This is a genomic window from Streptococcus sp. 27098_8_74, assembly GCF_041431705.1.
Taxonomy (GTDB): Bacteria; Bacillota; Bacilli; order Lactobacillales; family Streptococcaceae; genus Streptococcus; species Streptococcus salivarius_E.
This window is the reverse complement of the sequence record NZ_JAPVYF010000002.1, coordinates 97,795-115,172: the sequence shown is the minus strand read 5'-3', so window position 1 is coordinate 115,172 and position 17,378 is coordinate 97,795. Positions and strand designations below refer to the sequence as shown.

Genomic DNA, 17,378 nt, shown 5'->3' with positions numbered 1-17,378 from the left:
GGCCAGCCTATATAGAGACTCACTTAGTCAATCATAAAAGAAAAAACAACCTGGAGTTTTCCAGATTGTTCAAACAATGATTAAGCTACGATAGCTTTTGCAACCTCCTCGGTTGTCATACGTGAGAAATAATGTGTTGTGTCAATAGTTTTAAGTTTTGCCAAGACATCTTCGTACTCGTACGGTACACCAACCAACAAGTCTTCAATATCTGATACATCTCCGATACCAAAGAAATCTCCGTAAATCTTAACAGATTTAATGATTGAATTTTCAACGTTGGCATAGGTTGAGATCTTACCAGCTGGGTAACGAACATTACGTTCTACTGTGTATTCTGGTGACTGTCCATAAGTCCAATCCCATGTATTGAATTGTTTCTCATAAGAATCTTGAATCTTAGCCAATTCGCTTTCAGAAAGGACGTATTCTGTCATTTCTGGGTAGAATTCTTTCATTTTTTCCAAGATTTTATCTGAGAATTCATTTACAGTGATTTTTTTTGGCAATTCGTCGACGATGTTGGTCACACGAGCACGTACAGATTTAACGCCCTTTGATTCGATTTTGTCTTTGCTGACTTTAAGGGCTTGTCCAAGAACCGACATATCAACGTCAAAAAGCAAGCAACCATGGTGCATCATACGACCTTTATAGTAAGCTTGAGCATTTCCACAGAACTTTTTACCATCGATTTCAAGGTCATTACGGCCAGTAAATTCAGCCTTAACTCCCAAATCAGCAAGTGTAGCGATTACAGGTTGAGAGAAAGTCTTAAAGTCAAAAGCACCTTCATCTGCCTTATTAGAGATGATGGTATAGTTCAGGTTATTCAAATCATGATAAACAGCGCCACCACCAGACAAACGGCGAACGACCTTAATACCATGAGCATCTGTATATTCTTTGTTAATCTCTTGAATGGTATTTTGGTGTTTACCAACAATGATAGCTGGACGGTTAATCCAAAGAATGAACAATTCATCTTCATTCACCAATTCACGAAAAGCATAGGCTTCCAAAGCAATATTATAGGCAGGATCGTTTGATGTATTTACGATATATTTCATGAGGTCTCCTCTTGTAATGTGATACTTATATTATAAAGGAAAACGGGGACAAAGTACACGAAGACGCCTTAGGTATATGGATTTTCATGATATAATAGTATAAAATATGTGGGGAGTTTTGACATGATACAAAATCCTAGTAAATTGAGTCTCTTTTTCTCAAGGCTAACTAATAAAATAAATAAAAAGTTCAAAATAGCCTTAGCTCTGCTTCTTTTTGTAACCCTTGGAATTTTTCTCTATAATGCCTACCAAAGAGCTTATAAGCCTTACCTCTATGATAAGGAGAATTACTATTACAAGGCTTATCATTACAGTGTCAAGAAGATAATACCTCAAAGAAAAGTTGTCAAAGATATTGAGATTGAGGTTCTACACTTCGGAAAAGACGATTTTCCAGATGATTTGTCTGCCTATAAAGTCGGCCATTATATTGATAAAGGAATTGATCCCCGAAGACTTTTCTTACATATTACTTTTACAGATAATACCAATATGACTTTACCATTTGGACAGGTGACCTCTACTGAAAACCATTATGAAGAATATCAAAACTATTTCGATCATAAAGTATTTGAAGTCGGTCCAGGCTTTGATAAAGAATGGTTTTCTAATGCGGAGAATTACAGACAAATAATTCAGCGTTTCCCTGGATTACATGATAAAACAATGGATGCCAACTTCGAATTATATCTAAGAGATTTTCTTTTTTTGATAGTCCCTGGGGATACCCTATATCAAACTGGAGCTGTCAAAGAAGGCGTCAGTAAATACCACTTTCAGTTGAAAAATCCTAAATCAGGAAAAATGCAAAGTTATTTTATCTATGGAAATGAAGGCAAAATTCCATTATGGGATTGGCAAACTCCCTTTGTTACTTTTGATAAAGATTTTGCTAACAAAGAAAGAATTCAGGAATTTTTCGATGACTACGAAATTAGAGAGTATGGAAATTATTGGAATGGCATCTACCATATACAATTCCCTCACTTAAATTCATTTAGAGGTGACAGGTACAACTATTATAAAATGGCTTTTTACTCAGATGAATTTACAAATTTTCCACTAAGCCTTGATTTAACAGGTAAGAGCGAGAATTTTAAAATTACCATAACAGATTCATACCTACAAGAAGAATCCAGAACTGCAGAAGATCAAATCCATTATCTAAAATACTCAACATCTAAAACTTATGATTCATCAAATAAAGAAGCCTATATGAATGATATACTGAATTATCACTCATAGGTAACATAACATTATTTATGTAAATACAGCTAATTTATCTATTGGCTGTTTTTTTCATACAAAAAAACAAGACCATTTCTGATCTTGTTTTCCTTCTATGCAACTAGAATATTATTTTGTGTGCCAGATGTCTTTGTCATACTGTTCGATTGTACGGTCAGATGAGAAGAATCCTGCTTCAGCAATGTTGTAAACAACTTTTTTGTTCCATGCATCTTGATCTTCGTAAGCTGCGTATACTTCTTCTTTCTTGTCGATGTATTCAGCCAAGTCAATCAACGTCATGAACCAGTCTTTAGAGATAAGTTCTTTGTGGAGACGTTCCAAGCGTTCTTTATCTCCAACTTTAACGAGGTCTTCGCTTACGATAAAGTCAACAGCTGCTTTGATGTTAGCATCTTTTTCGTAGTAATCACGTGGTACATAACCTTCTTTTTCATAAAGGTCGATGATTGTATCAGAATCTTTACCAAATGTGAAGATGTTTTCTGGTCCTACCAATTCAGCAATCTCAACGTTGGCACCGTCCATTGTACCAAGTGTAAGGGCACCGTTAAGCATGAATTTCATGTTACCTGTACCTGAAGCTTCTTTAGAAGCCAATGAGATTTGTTCTGAGATATCTGTTGCTGGGATGAGGTGTTCAGCAACTGTTACGTTGTAGTTTTCAACCAAGTGAACGTTGAGGTATTTGCTTACTTCTGGATCATTGTTGATGAGTTCAGAAAGTGACAAGATCAAGTGGATGATGTCTTGAGCAATAACGTAGGCAGGAGCTGCTTTACCACCAAAGATGATAGTGATTTTACGTTTTGGAAGGTTTCCTTTTTTGATTTCCAAGTATTTGTGGATGACATACAAAGCGTTCATTTGTTGACGTTTGTATTCGTGGAAACGTTTGATTTGTGTATCAACGATTGAGTTTTCATCAAGCTCAATACCTTTGTTGGCTTTAAGATAACGTTTAAGTGACAACTTGTTATCATATTTGATTTCAGCCAAACGTTTGTGAACTGCTGGATCATCAGCAAAGGCAGCTAATTTTTCCAATTGAGTTGCGTCAGTAAGGTAACCATCACCAATCAATTCTTTGATGTAGTCAGCAAGTTCTTGGTTTGAGAATTCCAACCAACGACGGAATGTAATACCGTTTGTTTTGTTGTTGAAGCGTTCTGGGTAAAGGTCGTAGAATGGTTTCAACTCAGAAGCTTTAAGGATTTCTGTGTGAAGTGCTGCTACACCGTTAACGCTTGTAGAGAAGTGGATGTCCATGTGAGCCATGTGAACACGGTTGTGTTCGTCAATGATTTGAACACGTGGATCTTCGTATTTTTCACGAATGATAGCATCCAATTTCTTGATGATAACAACAAGGTGTGGAACGACTTCTTCAAGGTAGTCAAGAGGCCATTTTTCAAGGGCTTCAGCCAAGATAGTGTGGTTTGTGTAACCAACCATTTTGCTTACGATAGCTACTGCTTCATCAAATTCAAATCCATGTTTTTCTGTCAAAAGACGGATCAATTCTGGAATTACCATTGATGGGTGAGTATCGTTGATTTGTACATAAGCGTAATCTGGAAGGTCGTGAAGGTTAGAACCACGTTCGATAGCTTCGTCAATCAAAAGTTGAGCAGCGTTTGATACCATGAAGTATTGTTGGTAAATACGCAAGAGCTCACCTTTACGAGTTGAGTCGTCTGGGTAAAGGAAAAGTGTCAAGTTCTTTTGGATTTCGTCTTGATCAAAAGTGATTCCTTTTTCAATCAAATCGTAATCCAAACCGTTGATATCGAAGAGGTTAAGGTAGTTCTTAGTTTCTTTCTTGTAACCCAAGATATCCAAGCGGTCCAAACGTGATTTCAATGTGAAGTTTTTGAATGGAACATCATAAGAGATATCAGTTGGTACCAACCATGATTGATCTTCAATCCAGTAGTTTGGTTCTGCATCTTGTTTGTTATCTTTGAAAACTTGTTTGAAAAGACCACAGTGGTAGTTAAGACCAACACCTTCACCGTTGATGCCAAGTGTTGCCATAGAGTCGATGAAACATGAAGCCAAACGACCCAAACCACCGTTACCAAGAGATGGTTCTGGTTCAACGTCTTCAATTTCGCTGATTGATTTACCAGCAGCATCCAATTCAGCTTTAACATCCTTGTAGATGCCCAAGTTGATCAAGTTGTTAGACAAAAGTTTACCGATCAAGAATTCAGCTGAGATATAGTAAACTTTACGTTTGCTATCGTTTTTAGGTTTTGGAGCAGCTGCTTCTTTTACGAATTCCAACAAAAAATAGTAGATTTCTTCGTTTGAAAGGTCCTTAAGATTTTTGTTTTTTGCTTCAACATATTGTGTAAATGTAGCCATTTTAGTTATTACCTCGATTATATCTTTCTGTAATGTCTGTCAAAAATTCTTTCTTGTCGACAGTGATTTCACCTGGAAGCATACGCCATTTCCAGTTTTGACCAACTGTGTTAGGGAAGTTTGTACGGCTATTTTCAGGTTTATCAAGGATATCCTGCATAGTCGCAATAGCTGTGTTGCTTACAGTAGCAAAGAGGGTGCGAAGAAGAGCACGTGTGATTGGTTCACCTTGACGACGGTTGATGTATGCATCAGTATAATCACGTTGCTCTTGCGTCAAGTTGTCGTACCAACCGTTGATTACTTCGTTATCATGTGTACCTGTGTAGGCAACTGAATGTTGTGTGTATACGTGTGGAATGTCAATGCTGTTTCCAGTAGTGTCGTAGAATCCAAATTGAACAATCTTCATTCCAGGGTAACCACAGTCTGCAAGAAGTTTACGTGTCTTATCATCAATGTTACCAAGGTCTTCGGCAATGATTTTAAGATCACCCAATTCTTCTTTAACCACTTTGAAGAGGTCGTAACCAGGTCCAGGAACCCATTCACCATTTTCAGCAGTTTCATCTCCTCCAGGAATTTCCCAGAAGTCAGAGAACCCTTTGAAGTGGTCAATACGCAAGTAATCATAAAGTTTAAATGATTCTTGAATACGGAATACCCACCAAGCATAATTTTCTGCTTTGTGTTTATCCCAAGCATAGATTGGGTTACCCCAAAGTTGACCAGTTGCTGAGAAGTTATCTGGTGGAACTCCGGCAATGTAACGCGGTTTACATTCAGCGTCTAGTTTGAAGAGATGTGGTTGAGTCCAAACTTCAACACTATCAGCTGAAATGTAGATTGGCATGTCACCGATGATTTGAATACCATTTTTGTTAGCATAAGCTTTTAGTTCTGCCCATTGGCTAAAGAAGAGGTATTGTACCACTTGGTGATATGTGATAACATCAGCAAGTTCTTTGCGAAGTTTCTCAAGAGTTGCTTCATCGCGTTTAACTGCTTTTTTATCATCCCAATCTTGAAGTGCTTTGTTATCGAAGTGTTCTTTGATAGCCATGAAATCAGCATAATCAGCTAACCAGTTAGCATTTTTAGATTTGAAGGCTTCAAACTTCTTAGCTTCTTTTTTCTCAGCCAAGATTGCTTTTACAGCTTTTTCAAGGATTGGACGACGTGCTTCGTAAACTTTAGCATAGTCAATAAACTCAGGATCTGACCCAAAGTCAGCATCTTTAACATCAGCTTTAGTTAAAAATTTGTCACGAATAAGGAAATCCAAATCGATAAAGTGTGTATTTCCTGCCACCGCTGAGAATGATTGGTAAGGTGAATCCCCATAACTTGTTGTAGTAAGTGGCAAAATCTGCCAGTAAGTTTGTTTTGTTTCTTTTAAGAAATCAACAAAGTCATAGGCTGCTTGACCGAAAGATCCGATCCCGTAGTCACCTGGAAGTGATGTGATGTGCATCAAAACACCGCTTGCTCGTTTGTTCATAACGTTTACCTCAAATTATTTTTTACACTTATTATTATAATGCAAACGTTTGCATTAGTCAAGAATTTTTAACAAAAAAATAGAAATTTTTTTTATTTTTTCTTGAATAATTGTTCGCAAAACAAACGCTTACAATTTGAGAAAGTGTTTTTAAGCCGAGGCTTCTAGTGAATTCCGGAAAATAGTCATCTTACATAAAATAAAAAAGTAGCCGGCTAATTTACTAACCAACTACTTAGATTCTCCTTAAGATATTATGAATGCGTTAAGACGCTTTCTCTTTCTATAAGTTTAAATGGAATGATGACTTTCTGTGACTTGTTCTTAGTTGACTTAAGGAGTCCCATAAGACTTTGTACACTTTCTTTAGCAAGTTCTTGGATATTAATATCAAAAGTGGTCAAGAACGGATGCATGATTTCTGCAAAAGTAGAATTATTGAAGGAAATGATAGCATAATCTTCAGGTACTCTAATTCCTTGATTGTTTAGCCATTGAATGAGACGAAGGGCAATAAGGTCATCCTTGACAATCAAAGCTGTCGGAGAAAATCTATCTAATTCCTTCTTTAGCTTATCGATTGTTTTAGATGAAAATACAAGTTCAGGTAAGATTTCTAATTCTAGTTCATCTGCTGCTTCTTTATAACCTCGATAACGTTCCTGTCCTACTTGACCAAAAAGGTCATCCGTAATAAAACCTATTTTTTTATGACCATGAGATGATAAATAAGTCACTGCTTCCTTACCTAAGGCCTTATTGTCATTATCGATGTAGGTAACCTTATCTTTTGTATCACCTGCAGCTCCAATGACGACAAAAGGAACTTTTTCTTTTAGGAGATAGGATTTAACAGGATCATTCTTCTCAGAGTAGAGAATAATGAAACCATCAGCTCGTTTTTGGCGATGCATGAGTTCGACTTGTTTAACCAATTCATCCAAACTAGCACCTGTGGCAATACTGACGACCTGAGAATTGCGACTTGCTTCTTCATTGATAGCCGTTAGAATTTCCATATAGAAGGGTTGACTGATATTTTCTCTATTCGCCAAAGGAGGAAGAATCACACCTAAACTATGAGTTAAGCCAGTTGCCAACATCTGAGCTGCAAGATTGGGGACATAACCTAATTCATCCATAGCCGCCCGCACCTTGTTTTTTGTTTCTTCAGAAATGGCTGGATTATCTTTTAAGGTCCTACTAACCGTTGAAGGACTTACTCCTGCTTTTTGGGCAACATCCTTAATTGTAGCCATTATTTTCCTCTCATTCTCATAAATATTTATAGTCGTAAAATACAAGAACAATTATAACCGAAACAATTTAGTTTTGCAATCGTTTGCACAAAGTTAAAAATTTTTTTATAAAATACTTGACAGATTGTGGAAACGGTTGCATAATGTTTATCATAAACTAAATTTCTGGAGGAAATAGAAATGAAAAAATGGCAAAAGGTATTACTTGGTAGTGCTGGATTACTTGTGGCTGGATCACTCTTGGTAGCTTGTGGCTCAAATTCAAGCAAGAGCTCAAGTTCAGATAGCAAGACTTTGAAACTTTGGGTACCAACTGGCGCTAAGAAGTCTTACTCAGATACAGTAGCACAGTTTGAAAAGAAATCTGGTTACAAAGTTGATATGGTTGAAATGGAAGATCCAAATGCTCAAGAAAACTTGACTAAGGATGCTTCTACTGCTGCAGATGTCTTCTCGCTTCCACATGACCAACTCGGTAAATTGGTAGACGCTGGAGCTATCCAAGAAATCCCAGAGCAATACTCAAAAGAAATTGCTGATCAAGATACTGATCAAGCTACTGTAGGTGCTCAATACAAAGGTAAAACTTACGCCTTCCCATACGGTATCGAAACACAAGTTACATACTACAATAAATCTAAACTTAACGAAGAAGATGTTAAATCATATGAAACAATCACTTCTAAAGCTAAATTTGGTAGCAACTTGAAAGAAGTTAATGCTTATGTAACTGGTCCTCTCTTCCTTTCAGTTGGTGACACACTCTTTGGTCCTAACGGTGAAGATGTGAAAGGTACTAACTGGGGTAACGAAGCTGGTGTGAATGTTCTTAAATTCATCGCAGCTCAAAAAGACAATAAGGGATTTGTTAATGTCGATTCAGCTAATATGATGGCTAAATTCGAAGATGGTTCTGTTGATGCTTTCCAATCAGGACCATGGGACTACGCTGCAGCTGCTAAAGCTGTTGGTAAAGACAATCTTGGTGTTGCTGTTTACCCAACAGTTAATATCGGTGGTCAAGACGTTCAACAAAAAGCCTTCATGGGTGTTAAACTTTACGCAGTTAACCAAACACCATCTAAAGGTAACGCAGAACGTATCGCTGCTTCTTACCAATTGGCACAAGCTTTGACAAGCAAAGACAGTCAAAATAACCAATTCACTAATGAAGACCGTCACATCATCCCAGCTAACAAAGAAGTTCAATCTTCTGAAGCTGTTCAAAAGGATGCACTTGCACAAGCTGTAATCACTATGGGTTCATCTGATCAGTACACAACTGTTATGCCTAAACTTAGTCAAATGTCAGTCTTCTGGACTGAAAGTGCTGCTCTTATGAGTGATGCATATAACGGTAAAATCAAGGAAGACCAATTCCTTACTAAATTACAACAATTTGATAAAGATTTGGCAGCAGCTAAATAAGAATCCTAACTATGAGAAGGTAAAGAGGCAGGTCAGGTTCCTAGCCTCTTTATCTATCACTAATTAAACATTTATCTGAGGAGATATCTATGTCACAAACAATCTACGACACAACTCCTATGCGCCAGGTCTTCAAAGAAGGTACATGGGATGTCAAATTATCCTTTCTGGTAATGGGATTGGCAAACTTGGTCAACAAACAGTTCACCAAGGGCTTGCTCTTCCTCTTTTCTGAGATTGCCTTCTTAGTAGCCTTCGTTATCCAAATCATCCCTGCACTTAAAGGGATGATTACCTTGGGGACTCAAGAACAAGGTGAGGCTATTAAAGAAGTTAATGGGGTTAAGCTTACTGTTCAGGTCGCTGGAGATAACTCTATGCTCTTGTTGATTTTTGGACTTGCATCATTAATCTTCTGTGCAGTTTTCGCTTATATTTACTGGTGTAATCTTAAGAGTGCTCGTCATCTCATGGCTCTCAAACAGTCTGGACGTAAAGTTCCCAACTTTGTCGAAGACTTCAAGACCTTGGCTGATGGTCGTTTCCACATGGGACTTATGACTGTACCATTGATTGGAGTTTTGCTCTTCACAATCTTGCCTTTGATCTACATGATCTGTTTGGCCTTTACTAACTTTGACCACAATCACCCAGCACCTAAATCACTCTTTGACTGGGTTGGTTTCTCAAGTTTTGGTGAAGTTTTACAAGGTCGTATGGCTGGTACTTTCTTCCCACTTTTGACATGGACCTTAATTTGGGCAGTTGCTGCAACAGCAACTACTTTCTTCTTCGGTATCGTCCTTGCTCTCCTGCTCAACACTAAAGGACTTAAATTCAAGAAAGTTTGGCGTACACTCTTTGTTATCACTATCGCCGTTCCTCAGTTCGTATCCCTTCTTTTGATGCGTAACTTCCTTAATGACCATGGTCCTTTGAATGGTTTGCTTCAAACCTTGCATCTTACTAATGGACCAATTCCATTCTTGACTGATCCTCTCTGGGCTAAGTTCTCTATTATCTTTGTAAATATGTGGATTGGTATTCCGTTCACAATGTTGGTCGCAACTGGTATCATCATGAACTTGCCAACTGAGCAGATTGAAGCTGCTGAAATTGATGGAGCAAGCAAATTCCAAATCTTCAAGAGCATCACTTTCCCACAAATTCTCTTGATCATGGCACCATCGTTGATTCAACAATTCATCGGTAATATCAATAACTTCAACGTTATCTACTTCCTTACTGGTGGTGGACCTACTAACTCTGAATACTATCAAGCGGGTTCAACTGACCTCTTGGTAACTTGGCTCTACAAACTGACTGTTAGCGCTAAAGACTACAACTTGGCATCTGTTATCGGTATCTTGATTTTCGCCATCTCTGCAACATTCAGTCTCTTGGCCTACACAAGATCATCTTCATTCAAGGAAGGGGCTGCTAAATAATGAAACGTAAGAAAAATCTTTACCTAACTGGTACTTATATTCTATTGACAGTTCTAGCTGTTATCTGGTTGATTCCAATTATTTGGATCTTCCTTACAAGTTTCCGTGGTGAAGGAGCTAATGCGGTGCCTTACTTCTTCCCTAAGACTTACACTTTTAATAACTACATTAAACTGTTTACCAGCGATGCTTATCCATTTGGAAAATGGTTCATCAATACCTTCATCGTTGCCACATGTACATGTATCCTCTCAACTTTGATTACCGTAGGTATGGCCTACTCACTTAGCCGTATTAAATTCAAACACAGAAATGGCTTCTTGAAATTGGCACTTGTACTTAACATGTTCCCTGGATTCATGTCAATGATTGCGGTCTACTACATTTTGAAGGCCCTCAATTTGACACAAACCTTGACATCTTTGGTCTTGGTATATTCTGCTGGGGCAGCTCTTGGTTTCTACATTGCGAAAGGTTTCTTTGATACCATTCCTTACTCATTGGATGAATCAGCAATGATTGATGGCGCAACTCGTCTTCAAATCTTCACTAAGATTACCTTGCCACTTTCTAAACCAATCATCGTCTACACTGCCCTCATGGCCTTCATGGGACCTTGGGTAGACTTCATCTTTGCATCTGTTATCCTCGGTGACGTTAAAGATAAATATACGGTTGCCCTTGGACTCTATCAAATGCTTAACCAAGACGCTATCAATGAATGGTTCCTTCCATTTACCGCAGGTGCTATTATCATCGCCATCCCAATCACCCTTCTCTTTATCTTCATGCAGAAATACTATGTTGAAGGTGTAACCGGCGGATCAGTTAAATAATAAAGGATAAATGATATGACAACTCTTAAACTGGATAAAATTTATAAAAAATACCCAAATGCAACTCACTACTCTGTCGAAGATTTCAGTATCGACATCAAAGACAAGGAATTCATCGTTTTCGTAGGTCCTTCAGGATGTGGTAAATCAACAACTCTCCGTATGGTTGCTGGTCTCGAAGAAATCACAGAAGGTAAACTCTATATAGATGGTGAAGTGGTTAATGACAAATCACCAAAAGATCGTGACATTGCCATGGTATTCCAAAACTACGCACTTTACCCTCACATGACTGTTTATGAAAATATGGCCTTTGGTCTTAAACTTCGTAAATATAAAAAAGATGATATCGACAAACGTGTCCGTGAAGCTGCTGCTAGCCTTGGTTTGACTGAGTTCTTAGATCGTAAGCCTGCAGACCTCTCTGGTGGTCAACGTCAACGTGTAGCTATGGGACGTGCTATCGTTCGTGATGCTAAAGTCTTCCTCATGGACGAACCACTCTCAAACTTGGATGCTAAGCTTCGTGTGACCATGCGTGCTGAAATTGCTAAAATTACTCGCAATATTGGTGCAACTACTATCTACGTTACCCACGACCAAACAGAAGCTATGACTCTTGCTGACCGTATCGTTATCATGAGTTCTACTAAAAACCCTGATGGTTCTGGTACTATCGGTCGTATCGAACAAATTGGTACCCCTCAAGAACTTTATAATGAGCCAGCCAATAAATTTGTTGCTGGATTCATCGGAAGTCCTGCTATGAACTTCTTTAATGTTAAGGTTGATGGTAACCGCATTACTAACTCTGAAGGTTTGGATATTGCAATCTCTGAGGGTCAAGCTAAAATCTTGAAAGAGACAGGGTATCAAGGCAATGAAGTAATCTTTGGTATCCGTCCTGAAGATGTTTCAAGCCGTCCAATTGTTCAAGAAGTTTATCCAGATGCCAATGTAGATGCTGAAGTCGTCGTTTCAGAGCTTCTTGGTGCAGAAACAATGCTCTACCTAAAACTTGGAGAAACTGAGTTTGCTGCCCGTGTTGATGCGCGTGACTTCCATAATCCAGGTGAAAAAGTTAACCTTACTTTCAACGTTGCTAAAGGTCACTTCTTCGACGCTGAAACAGAAAAACGTATCAGTTTGTAAGATAAAAAAATCAGCCCTCTTGAGCTGATTTTTTGTTTGGCATGATTAAACCACATTCTAACTGATACTTCCTATCACTCACTAAACATATCTCTTTCAATCTATGATATAATATCCTTTGGCACCTCGACACCGCCTACGAAGGGAGGTGAGTTTGCCTATGATGGATTTACTATTCAAAACTATCATCGGACCTATTGTGGTCGGTGTTATCCTTCGTCTGATCGACAAGTGGTTAAACAAGGATAGATAGTGCTAAAAAAGACCCCGAGCTTATGTGGAAGTTAGCTTGGGGTCTTTTCTTGCCTATGATATAGACTTACTATTCAATACAAGTGTATTATGTCATAAAAGCTTAGAATTGTCAAGAAACTTGAAGATAACCTTTAGATAGAGATCTTAGTCTTTAGTCTTGTCTTCTTCGTCTTTTTTATCATCAGTCTTATTTACCGCTGCTTTAAATTCTGCTAACATTTTACCGATAGATTGTCCAAGTTCTGGCAAGCGTTTAGGACCAAAGATGAGGAGGGCTCCTAGGACGATAATGATAAGTCCTGGAGCTCCGATATCACGTAGAATTCCCATGAAATCTCCTTTCTATTTATCTTTATATTTTCTTTGTTTACGTTTATAAATGAGCTTACTAAGAGCTACGCTAACTTCATAGAGTAAGATTAAGGGAGCAGTCATGGCCAAGTCACTAATAAAGTCGGCTGGTGTCAGAACGACTGCCAATACCAAGAGAATGAAGTAAGCATAGCGTCTATAGCGTGTCAGAAATACTGGTGTCAATATACCTATAGAGGTTAGGAAACTAACAACTACGGGAAGTTCAAAGAGAACAGCCAAAGGCACTGTCGTATGCAGTAAAAAACTAAGGTAGTTTTGTGCTGTAATTTGTGTATCAAAGAGTCCTTCACCTAGCTTTAAAAGCACTTCTAAGATAGCTGGACTCACAAAATAATAACCAAAGGCCAAACCCAATACAAAACAGACAAAAGTTGCTGGAATATAAGCAAAGATAGCACGCGCTTCATTGTCCCTCAAACCTGGTTTCACAAACTGCCAAATCTGGTAGGTGGTGAAAGGCAAAGTGACCGTAAAAGCCATGAGACTAGCCAAGTTAATGTAAATCCAAAGAATATCGTTAGGCCCTAGAACTAATAAAGGCTTGTCAAATCCTCTGGTTAGATAAGCATAGAGTTGCCCAGCAAACAACAGAGTAATACAAAAAACTAGGAAAAAGCACAACACTACTGCAATGAAACGTCTCCGAAATTCCACCAGATGCTCAACAATAGTCATCTCATCTTTATTTCTTGCCATGCTGTTTCACCGTCACAAAGACAACAATAGCAATAAAGATAAGTTGTGGAATCAAGACTTCCCAGCTTGGATAGATACCAGCCCAATCAATGGTTGGGAAACCACTAATCAAATGATTAGACATCATATTAGTCAACTGAAGGGCATGAAGACTGACACCGAGCATCTTGAAGGCCAAGGCATAAATCAACCAAGTCAAAATAAAGAAAATGCGGTGTGGTTTAATATAGTGACTCGCTTTAGTCATAGCCACAGCAATGATAACAAGAACTGCAATGGCTGAAGCAATACCAATCAAGAAATTAGCTGTCGTGATACGTGGGACAATACCGACATAGAAAAGTATAGTCTCGGCACCCTCACGAAAGACAGCCAAGAAACTGAGTGCAAACATGGACACAAAGCTTCCAGTAGCCGTCACCGTCTTCATCTGGCGGTCCATAAAGTCATTCCACTGTTTGACTGAAGACTTGCGATGGAGCCAAATTCCAATCAGAATCATCATCGCAACTGCAAAGATACCAACGCCACCTTCAATAATTTCACGGTTAGCCCCCGAGGTCACAGCTGGAAAGACAACTTGTAAGATAACAGCTATAACTGCGCTGGCAAGAACACCAGCAATGGCTCCGCCATAAACCCATTTGAGTCCCTTACGCATCTTGGCTGCCTTAAGAGTTGTCACAAGGGCCATAACAATGAGGAGGGCTTCAACCCCTTCACGTAAGAGAATCAACATGGCATCAAAGGCATTATAAGAAGCACTGGTATCAATAGCAGATAGGTCTGTGATCAAGGCTTGCAGTTTGTCCTGATAAGCTTTTTCTTTTCCCTTAACCATGATAACAGGTGTTTCACTTTCCACGCGCGTATAAAGGCTTGGATTAGTTGTGCTTACATCGCCTTCAATGGTTGGCCAGATAGTGATGAACTTCTTCATAGTTGCCGCAGCCGTTTTGTCATCACCTGCTTGGAATTGACCTAGAGCCTTTTCCAAGAGCTTAATACCATCTTTTAGGGTTAAACTTGAGCTTGTGCTATCAAGAGGGACACCCTTGATAAAGTCATCAATCCCACCCTTGAGATCATCATAAGATGACTGGATGCTGGTGAAATCAGTAGGCTCCGTCTCAATGCTACTTCGCAAAAGTGAAATGGCCGTCTCAATCTTGCCGTAGTAGGCAGTACTGTGGTCACGGACAACAGCTTCATTTCGCGTCCAAGCATTATTTAATTCACTGTAAGTTTTGCGTGTTGCAGTCAGGTCTTTGGCCGTAATGGCATCCTGTAAGTTTTTGAAATAAGGCTCTAAGCGTGTTTCAAGTTTTTCCTTTTCGGCATCTAAATCAACAGGATTTTGCTCTTTCTCAAATTTAAGAAGGGCTGACGAAATGGAGGTTAGGTCCTCTTCTGTCACGTCACCTTTAATATCAAGAGCCTTGCTAACTTTTTTACCAGCCTTGGAATCGTGATTTTCTTTTGTTTCGAAATCAGTCTTAATCTCAGCAACCAATTCCTTAGCTTTTGTTTGATCTTTATTTTGAACAGCTGTTGTGGCATCTGTAATTTTGATATAGAGGTCACTATATGATTCAGCAGCTACTGGATAGGTCCAGAATAAGGCTAAAAGCCCAAGTAAAACGAGGAGTTTATTCAAAGAGTGCTTGACCAAGGTAGCCTCCTTTCTCCACGCCAGCAAAGCAAGCAAAGAGCCCACTTCCGATATGGGTGATGTACTCGTTCATCTTGTCTACAGCACCAAGATTAGTCTGAATTTTAACAAAACGGTCTGGATCCTTCTGGTAGGCAATGAAAATCAAACCTGAATCAAACTGGCCAGTTCTCTCATCAATGCCATCTGAATAAGAATATGAACGACGTAAGATAGGAAGGTCTACTTCTTTAGCCAAACGGACATGCGAATCTACAGGAAGTTTAGATAAATCTACTTCATCAAACTCATCTTTCTTACCAAAGGGAGCGCCTGATTCCTTGTAACGACCAAAGGTGTTTTCCTGCTCTTGCAAATTAGTACGATCCCAAGTTTCAAGGTGCATCTGTACCAGACGAAGAGCCATATAAGAACCACCCTTCATCCAATCTTTACTATCAGTCCAGACAACCTTATCGAATTCCTTTTCTGTCGTAACATTGGCAGTACCGTCCTTGAAACCAAAAAGATTTCGAGGCGTTTCCTTGCGGTCTCCGATAGCTGCAAACCCTGATTTGCTCCACTTCATGGTGATTTTATTACGACCTTTACGAATCAGATTGCGGACAGCGTGGAAAGCTACTTGTTCATCGTCCGCACAGGCTTGAATCACGATATCACCACCCGTATACTTGTCCTGCAACTGCTCCTTAGGAAATGGAGGCAAATCGCGGAAGAGCTTAGGACGTTTGGATTCTAAACCAAGTTTTTTAAGAAAATCAGCCGAAACTCCAAAAGTCAGACTCAGGCGATAGGGGTTGAGTCCCACCGTTTCGCCTGTATCCGTAGGAGGCAAGAGGGCATTAGAACCGTCTTTTTTGACTAACTCTCCTTCGACCAATTTACTACTATAATCGGTCCAGTCTTTAAAAAGCTGGATGACTTCTTTTTTATCGGTTGTATGAAGATCTAGCACCACCAAGTAGCAAGCCTTCTGCATAGGAGTCGTAATCCCAGCCTGGTGCTTGCCAAAGAAGCTAATATCTTCATCACCATCATAAGCCTTTTTACTTGAACTATCCTGATTAGCGAAAAAAGCAGATGCACCAGAAAGACCAAGCGCAAGCCCTGCCCCTCCAATACCTGCTTTTTTAAGAAATTCACGACGGTCCATTTTTTGATCTAAAAATTTTTCGTCAGTCATTTTTCTTATTTCCCATCTAGGATAACACCCATTTGTGATAATGGTTCACCAAGTTTAGTTACAGCTTCGGCCAATTCCTTAGTATCTGCCTCACTCAAATCTGTATAAGACTTATAGTTTTTCTCATCAGTCATGTGTTTGTCCAAAAGACCATTCACATTCTTGAATTCAGTTTCCAGAGTCTTAACAAGTTTAGCATCTTTCTTTTGGATCAACGGCTTGAAAAGTTCAAAGATTTTTTCTGCCCCTTCAATATTGGCACGGAAGTCGTAAAGATCAGTGTGTGAGAAGACCTCTTCTTCACCTGTAATCTTTTGAGTGGCTACTTCGTTCAAAAGGTCAACAGCACCCGTCAGCATGATATCTGGAGTAACTTTAACAGTTGCAATTTTAGCTTTGAGTTCCTTAATATCGTTAACCAATTGATCTACATAGGCAGCCGTACCCTCTGTCGTGTTATCTTGCCACATGATACATTCGATACGGTGGAACCCTGACCAACCGTCTTCTGATTTATTTTCGTCCATGTAATCAACCAAACGGTAGTCGATTTTCACGTCAGACTCACCAAAGCTTTCTGCAATCGGTTCTGAACGCTCGTAAGCCATACGAATCAATGGGTATTGTTTCTTAGCTTCTTCAAGATTTCCTGACTTGAGGGTTTCACTGAATCCTTCAGTATCTTTCAAAAGCTGATCAATTTCGCCTTCTACGAAAGTCTTATAATCACTTGTGGCCTGCTTCAATTGCTTTTGCTCACTGGCTGTGAGTTTTGAGCTAGTTGAACTTGAATGACTTGAATTACCAGATTTGGCACAAGCCGTCAATAAAAGTCCTGATGCCAAAAGAACAACACCAAGTTTGCTAAGTTTTTTCATGAAT

The 17,378-nt window shown here is 39.0% G+C and carries 15 protein-coding genes; 6 read left to right on the top strand and 9 right to left on the bottom strand.

Translation table 11 applies throughout. From position 1 onward, the window contains the following. Nucleotides 1-80 precede the first annotated feature (80 nt). Nucleotides 81-1,070, bottom strand: coding sequence for a lipoate--protein ligase (lplA, locus tag O3670_RS01330; RefSeq protein WP_138261557.1), 990 nt, complete (start codon nucleotides 1,068-1,070; stop codon nucleotides 81-83). Nucleotides 1,071-1,193: 123 nt separating this feature from the next. Here lplA and O3670_RS01325 point away from each other — a divergent pair, with 123 nt between their 5' ends. Further along, nucleotides 1,194-2,318, top strand: a complete 1,125-nt coding sequence (locus O3670_RS01325; protein WP_371595708.1) for a hypothetical protein — start codon at nucleotides 1,194-1,196, stop codon at nucleotides 2,316-2,318. A gap of 111 nt (nucleotides 2,319-2,429) precedes the next feature. Here O3670_RS01325 and glgP read toward each other — a convergent pair whose 3' ends face one another. The 3 genes from glgP to O3670_RS01310 all read right to left on the bottom strand — a co-directional run bounded on the left by glgP (nucleotide 2,430) and on the right by O3670_RS01310 (nucleotide 7,451). After that, nucleotides 2,430-4,691 carry a glycogen/starch/alpha-glucan family phosphorylase gene (gene glgP, locus O3670_RS01320; RefSeq protein WP_371595707.1) on the bottom strand — a complete coding sequence of 754 codons (2,262 nt, stop codon included), beginning with the start codon at nucleotides 4,689-4,691 and terminating at the stop codon, nucleotides 2,430-2,432. Between the two features lies 1 nt (nucleotide 4,692). Next, the gene (gene malQ, locus O3670_RS01315) at nucleotides 4,693-6,192 is read right to left on the bottom strand and encodes a 4-alpha-glucanotransferase (protein WP_371595706.1); all 1,500 of its coding nucleotides are present in this window, start codon (nucleotides 6,190-6,192) and stop codon (nucleotides 4,693-4,695) included. Nucleotides 6,193-6,446: 254 nt separating this feature from the next. Then, complete coding sequence (locus O3670_RS01310; protein ID WP_002885097.1) at nucleotides 6,447-7,451, bottom strand: LacI family DNA-binding transcriptional regulator; 1,005 nt, start codon at nucleotides 7,449-7,451, stop codon at nucleotides 6,447-6,449. Between the two features lie 180 nt (nucleotides 7,452-7,631). On the opposite strand from O3670_RS01310, the gene O3670_RS01305 reads away from it, so the two are divergent. From O3670_RS01305 to O3670_RS01285, 5 genes are all read left to right on the top strand, one after another. Further along, nucleotides 7,632-8,879, top strand: coding sequence for an extracellular solute-binding protein (locus tag O3670_RS01305; RefSeq protein WP_371595705.1), 1,248 nt, complete (start codon nucleotides 7,632-7,634; stop codon nucleotides 8,877-8,879). A gap of 89 nt (nucleotides 8,880-8,968) precedes the next feature. Further along, nucleotides 8,969-10,327, top strand: a complete 1,359-nt coding sequence (locus tag O3670_RS01300; protein ID WP_070656251.1) for a carbohydrate ABC transporter permease — start codon at nucleotides 8,969-8,971, stop codon at nucleotides 10,325-10,327. Beyond that, nucleotides 10,327-11,163 carry a sugar ABC transporter permease gene (locus O3670_RS01295; protein ID WP_004182537.1) on the top strand — a complete coding sequence of 279 codons (837 nt, stop codon included), beginning with the start codon at nucleotides 10,327-10,329 and terminating at the stop codon, nucleotides 11,161-11,163. The genes O3670_RS01300 and O3670_RS01295 overlap by 1 nt, the downstream gene beginning before the upstream one ends. A 15-nt stretch (nucleotides 11,164-11,178) precedes the next feature. Then, the gene (locus O3670_RS01290) at nucleotides 11,179-12,315 is read left to right on the top strand and encodes an ABC transporter ATP-binding protein (RefSeq protein ID WP_014634479.1); all 1,137 of its coding nucleotides are present in this window, start codon (nucleotides 11,179-11,181) and stop codon (nucleotides 12,313-12,315) included. A 160-nt stretch (nucleotides 12,316-12,475) separates the two neighbouring features. Beyond that, a complete protein-coding gene (locus O3670_RS01285) occupies nucleotides 12,476-12,568 on the top strand; it encodes a type I toxin-antitoxin system Fst family toxin (protein ID WP_004182539.1) in 93 nt (30 codons plus the stop codon). A gap of 146 nt (nucleotides 12,569-12,714) precedes the next feature. Here O3670_RS01285 and O3670_RS01280 read toward each other — a convergent pair whose 3' ends face one another. The 5 genes from O3670_RS01280 to efeO are packed head-to-tail and all read right to left on the bottom strand — an operon-like array spanning nucleotide 12,715 to nucleotide 17,374. Then, nucleotides 12,715-12,900: a twin-arginine translocase TatA/TatE family subunit gene (locus O3670_RS01280; RefSeq protein WP_021144181.1), complete on the bottom strand. Its 186-nt coding sequence runs from the start codon at nucleotides 12,898-12,900 to the stop codon at nucleotides 12,715-12,717. A gap of 12 nt (nucleotides 12,901-12,912) precedes the next feature. Continuing rightward, the gene (tatC, locus tag O3670_RS01275) at nucleotides 12,913-13,641 is read right to left on the bottom strand and encodes a twin-arginine translocase subunit TatC (protein WP_245084791.1); all 729 of its coding nucleotides are present in this window, start codon (nucleotides 13,639-13,641) and stop codon (nucleotides 12,913-12,915) included. After that, complete coding sequence (locus O3670_RS01270) at nucleotides 13,628-15,313, bottom strand: FTR1 family iron permease (protein ID WP_201061532.1); 1,686 nt, start codon at nucleotides 15,311-15,313, stop codon at nucleotides 13,628-13,630. Before O3670_RS01270 ends, tatC begins: the two co-directional genes overlap by 14 nt. Beyond that, on the bottom strand, nucleotides 15,291-16,496 hold the full coding sequence (gene efeB / locus O3670_RS01265) for an iron uptake transporter deferrochelatase/peroxidase subunit (protein ID WP_037600625.1): 1,206 nt from the start codon (nucleotides 16,494-16,496) through the stop codon (nucleotides 15,291-15,293). The genes O3670_RS01270 and efeB overlap by 23 nt, the downstream gene beginning before the upstream one ends. A 5-nt stretch (nucleotides 16,497-16,501) precedes the next feature. Beyond that, complete coding sequence (gene efeO / locus O3670_RS01260; RefSeq protein ID WP_049546001.1) at nucleotides 16,502-17,374, bottom strand: iron uptake system protein EfeO; 873 nt, start codon at nucleotides 17,372-17,374, stop codon at nucleotides 16,502-16,504. Between the last annotated feature and the right edge of the window lie 4 nt (nucleotides 17,375-17,378).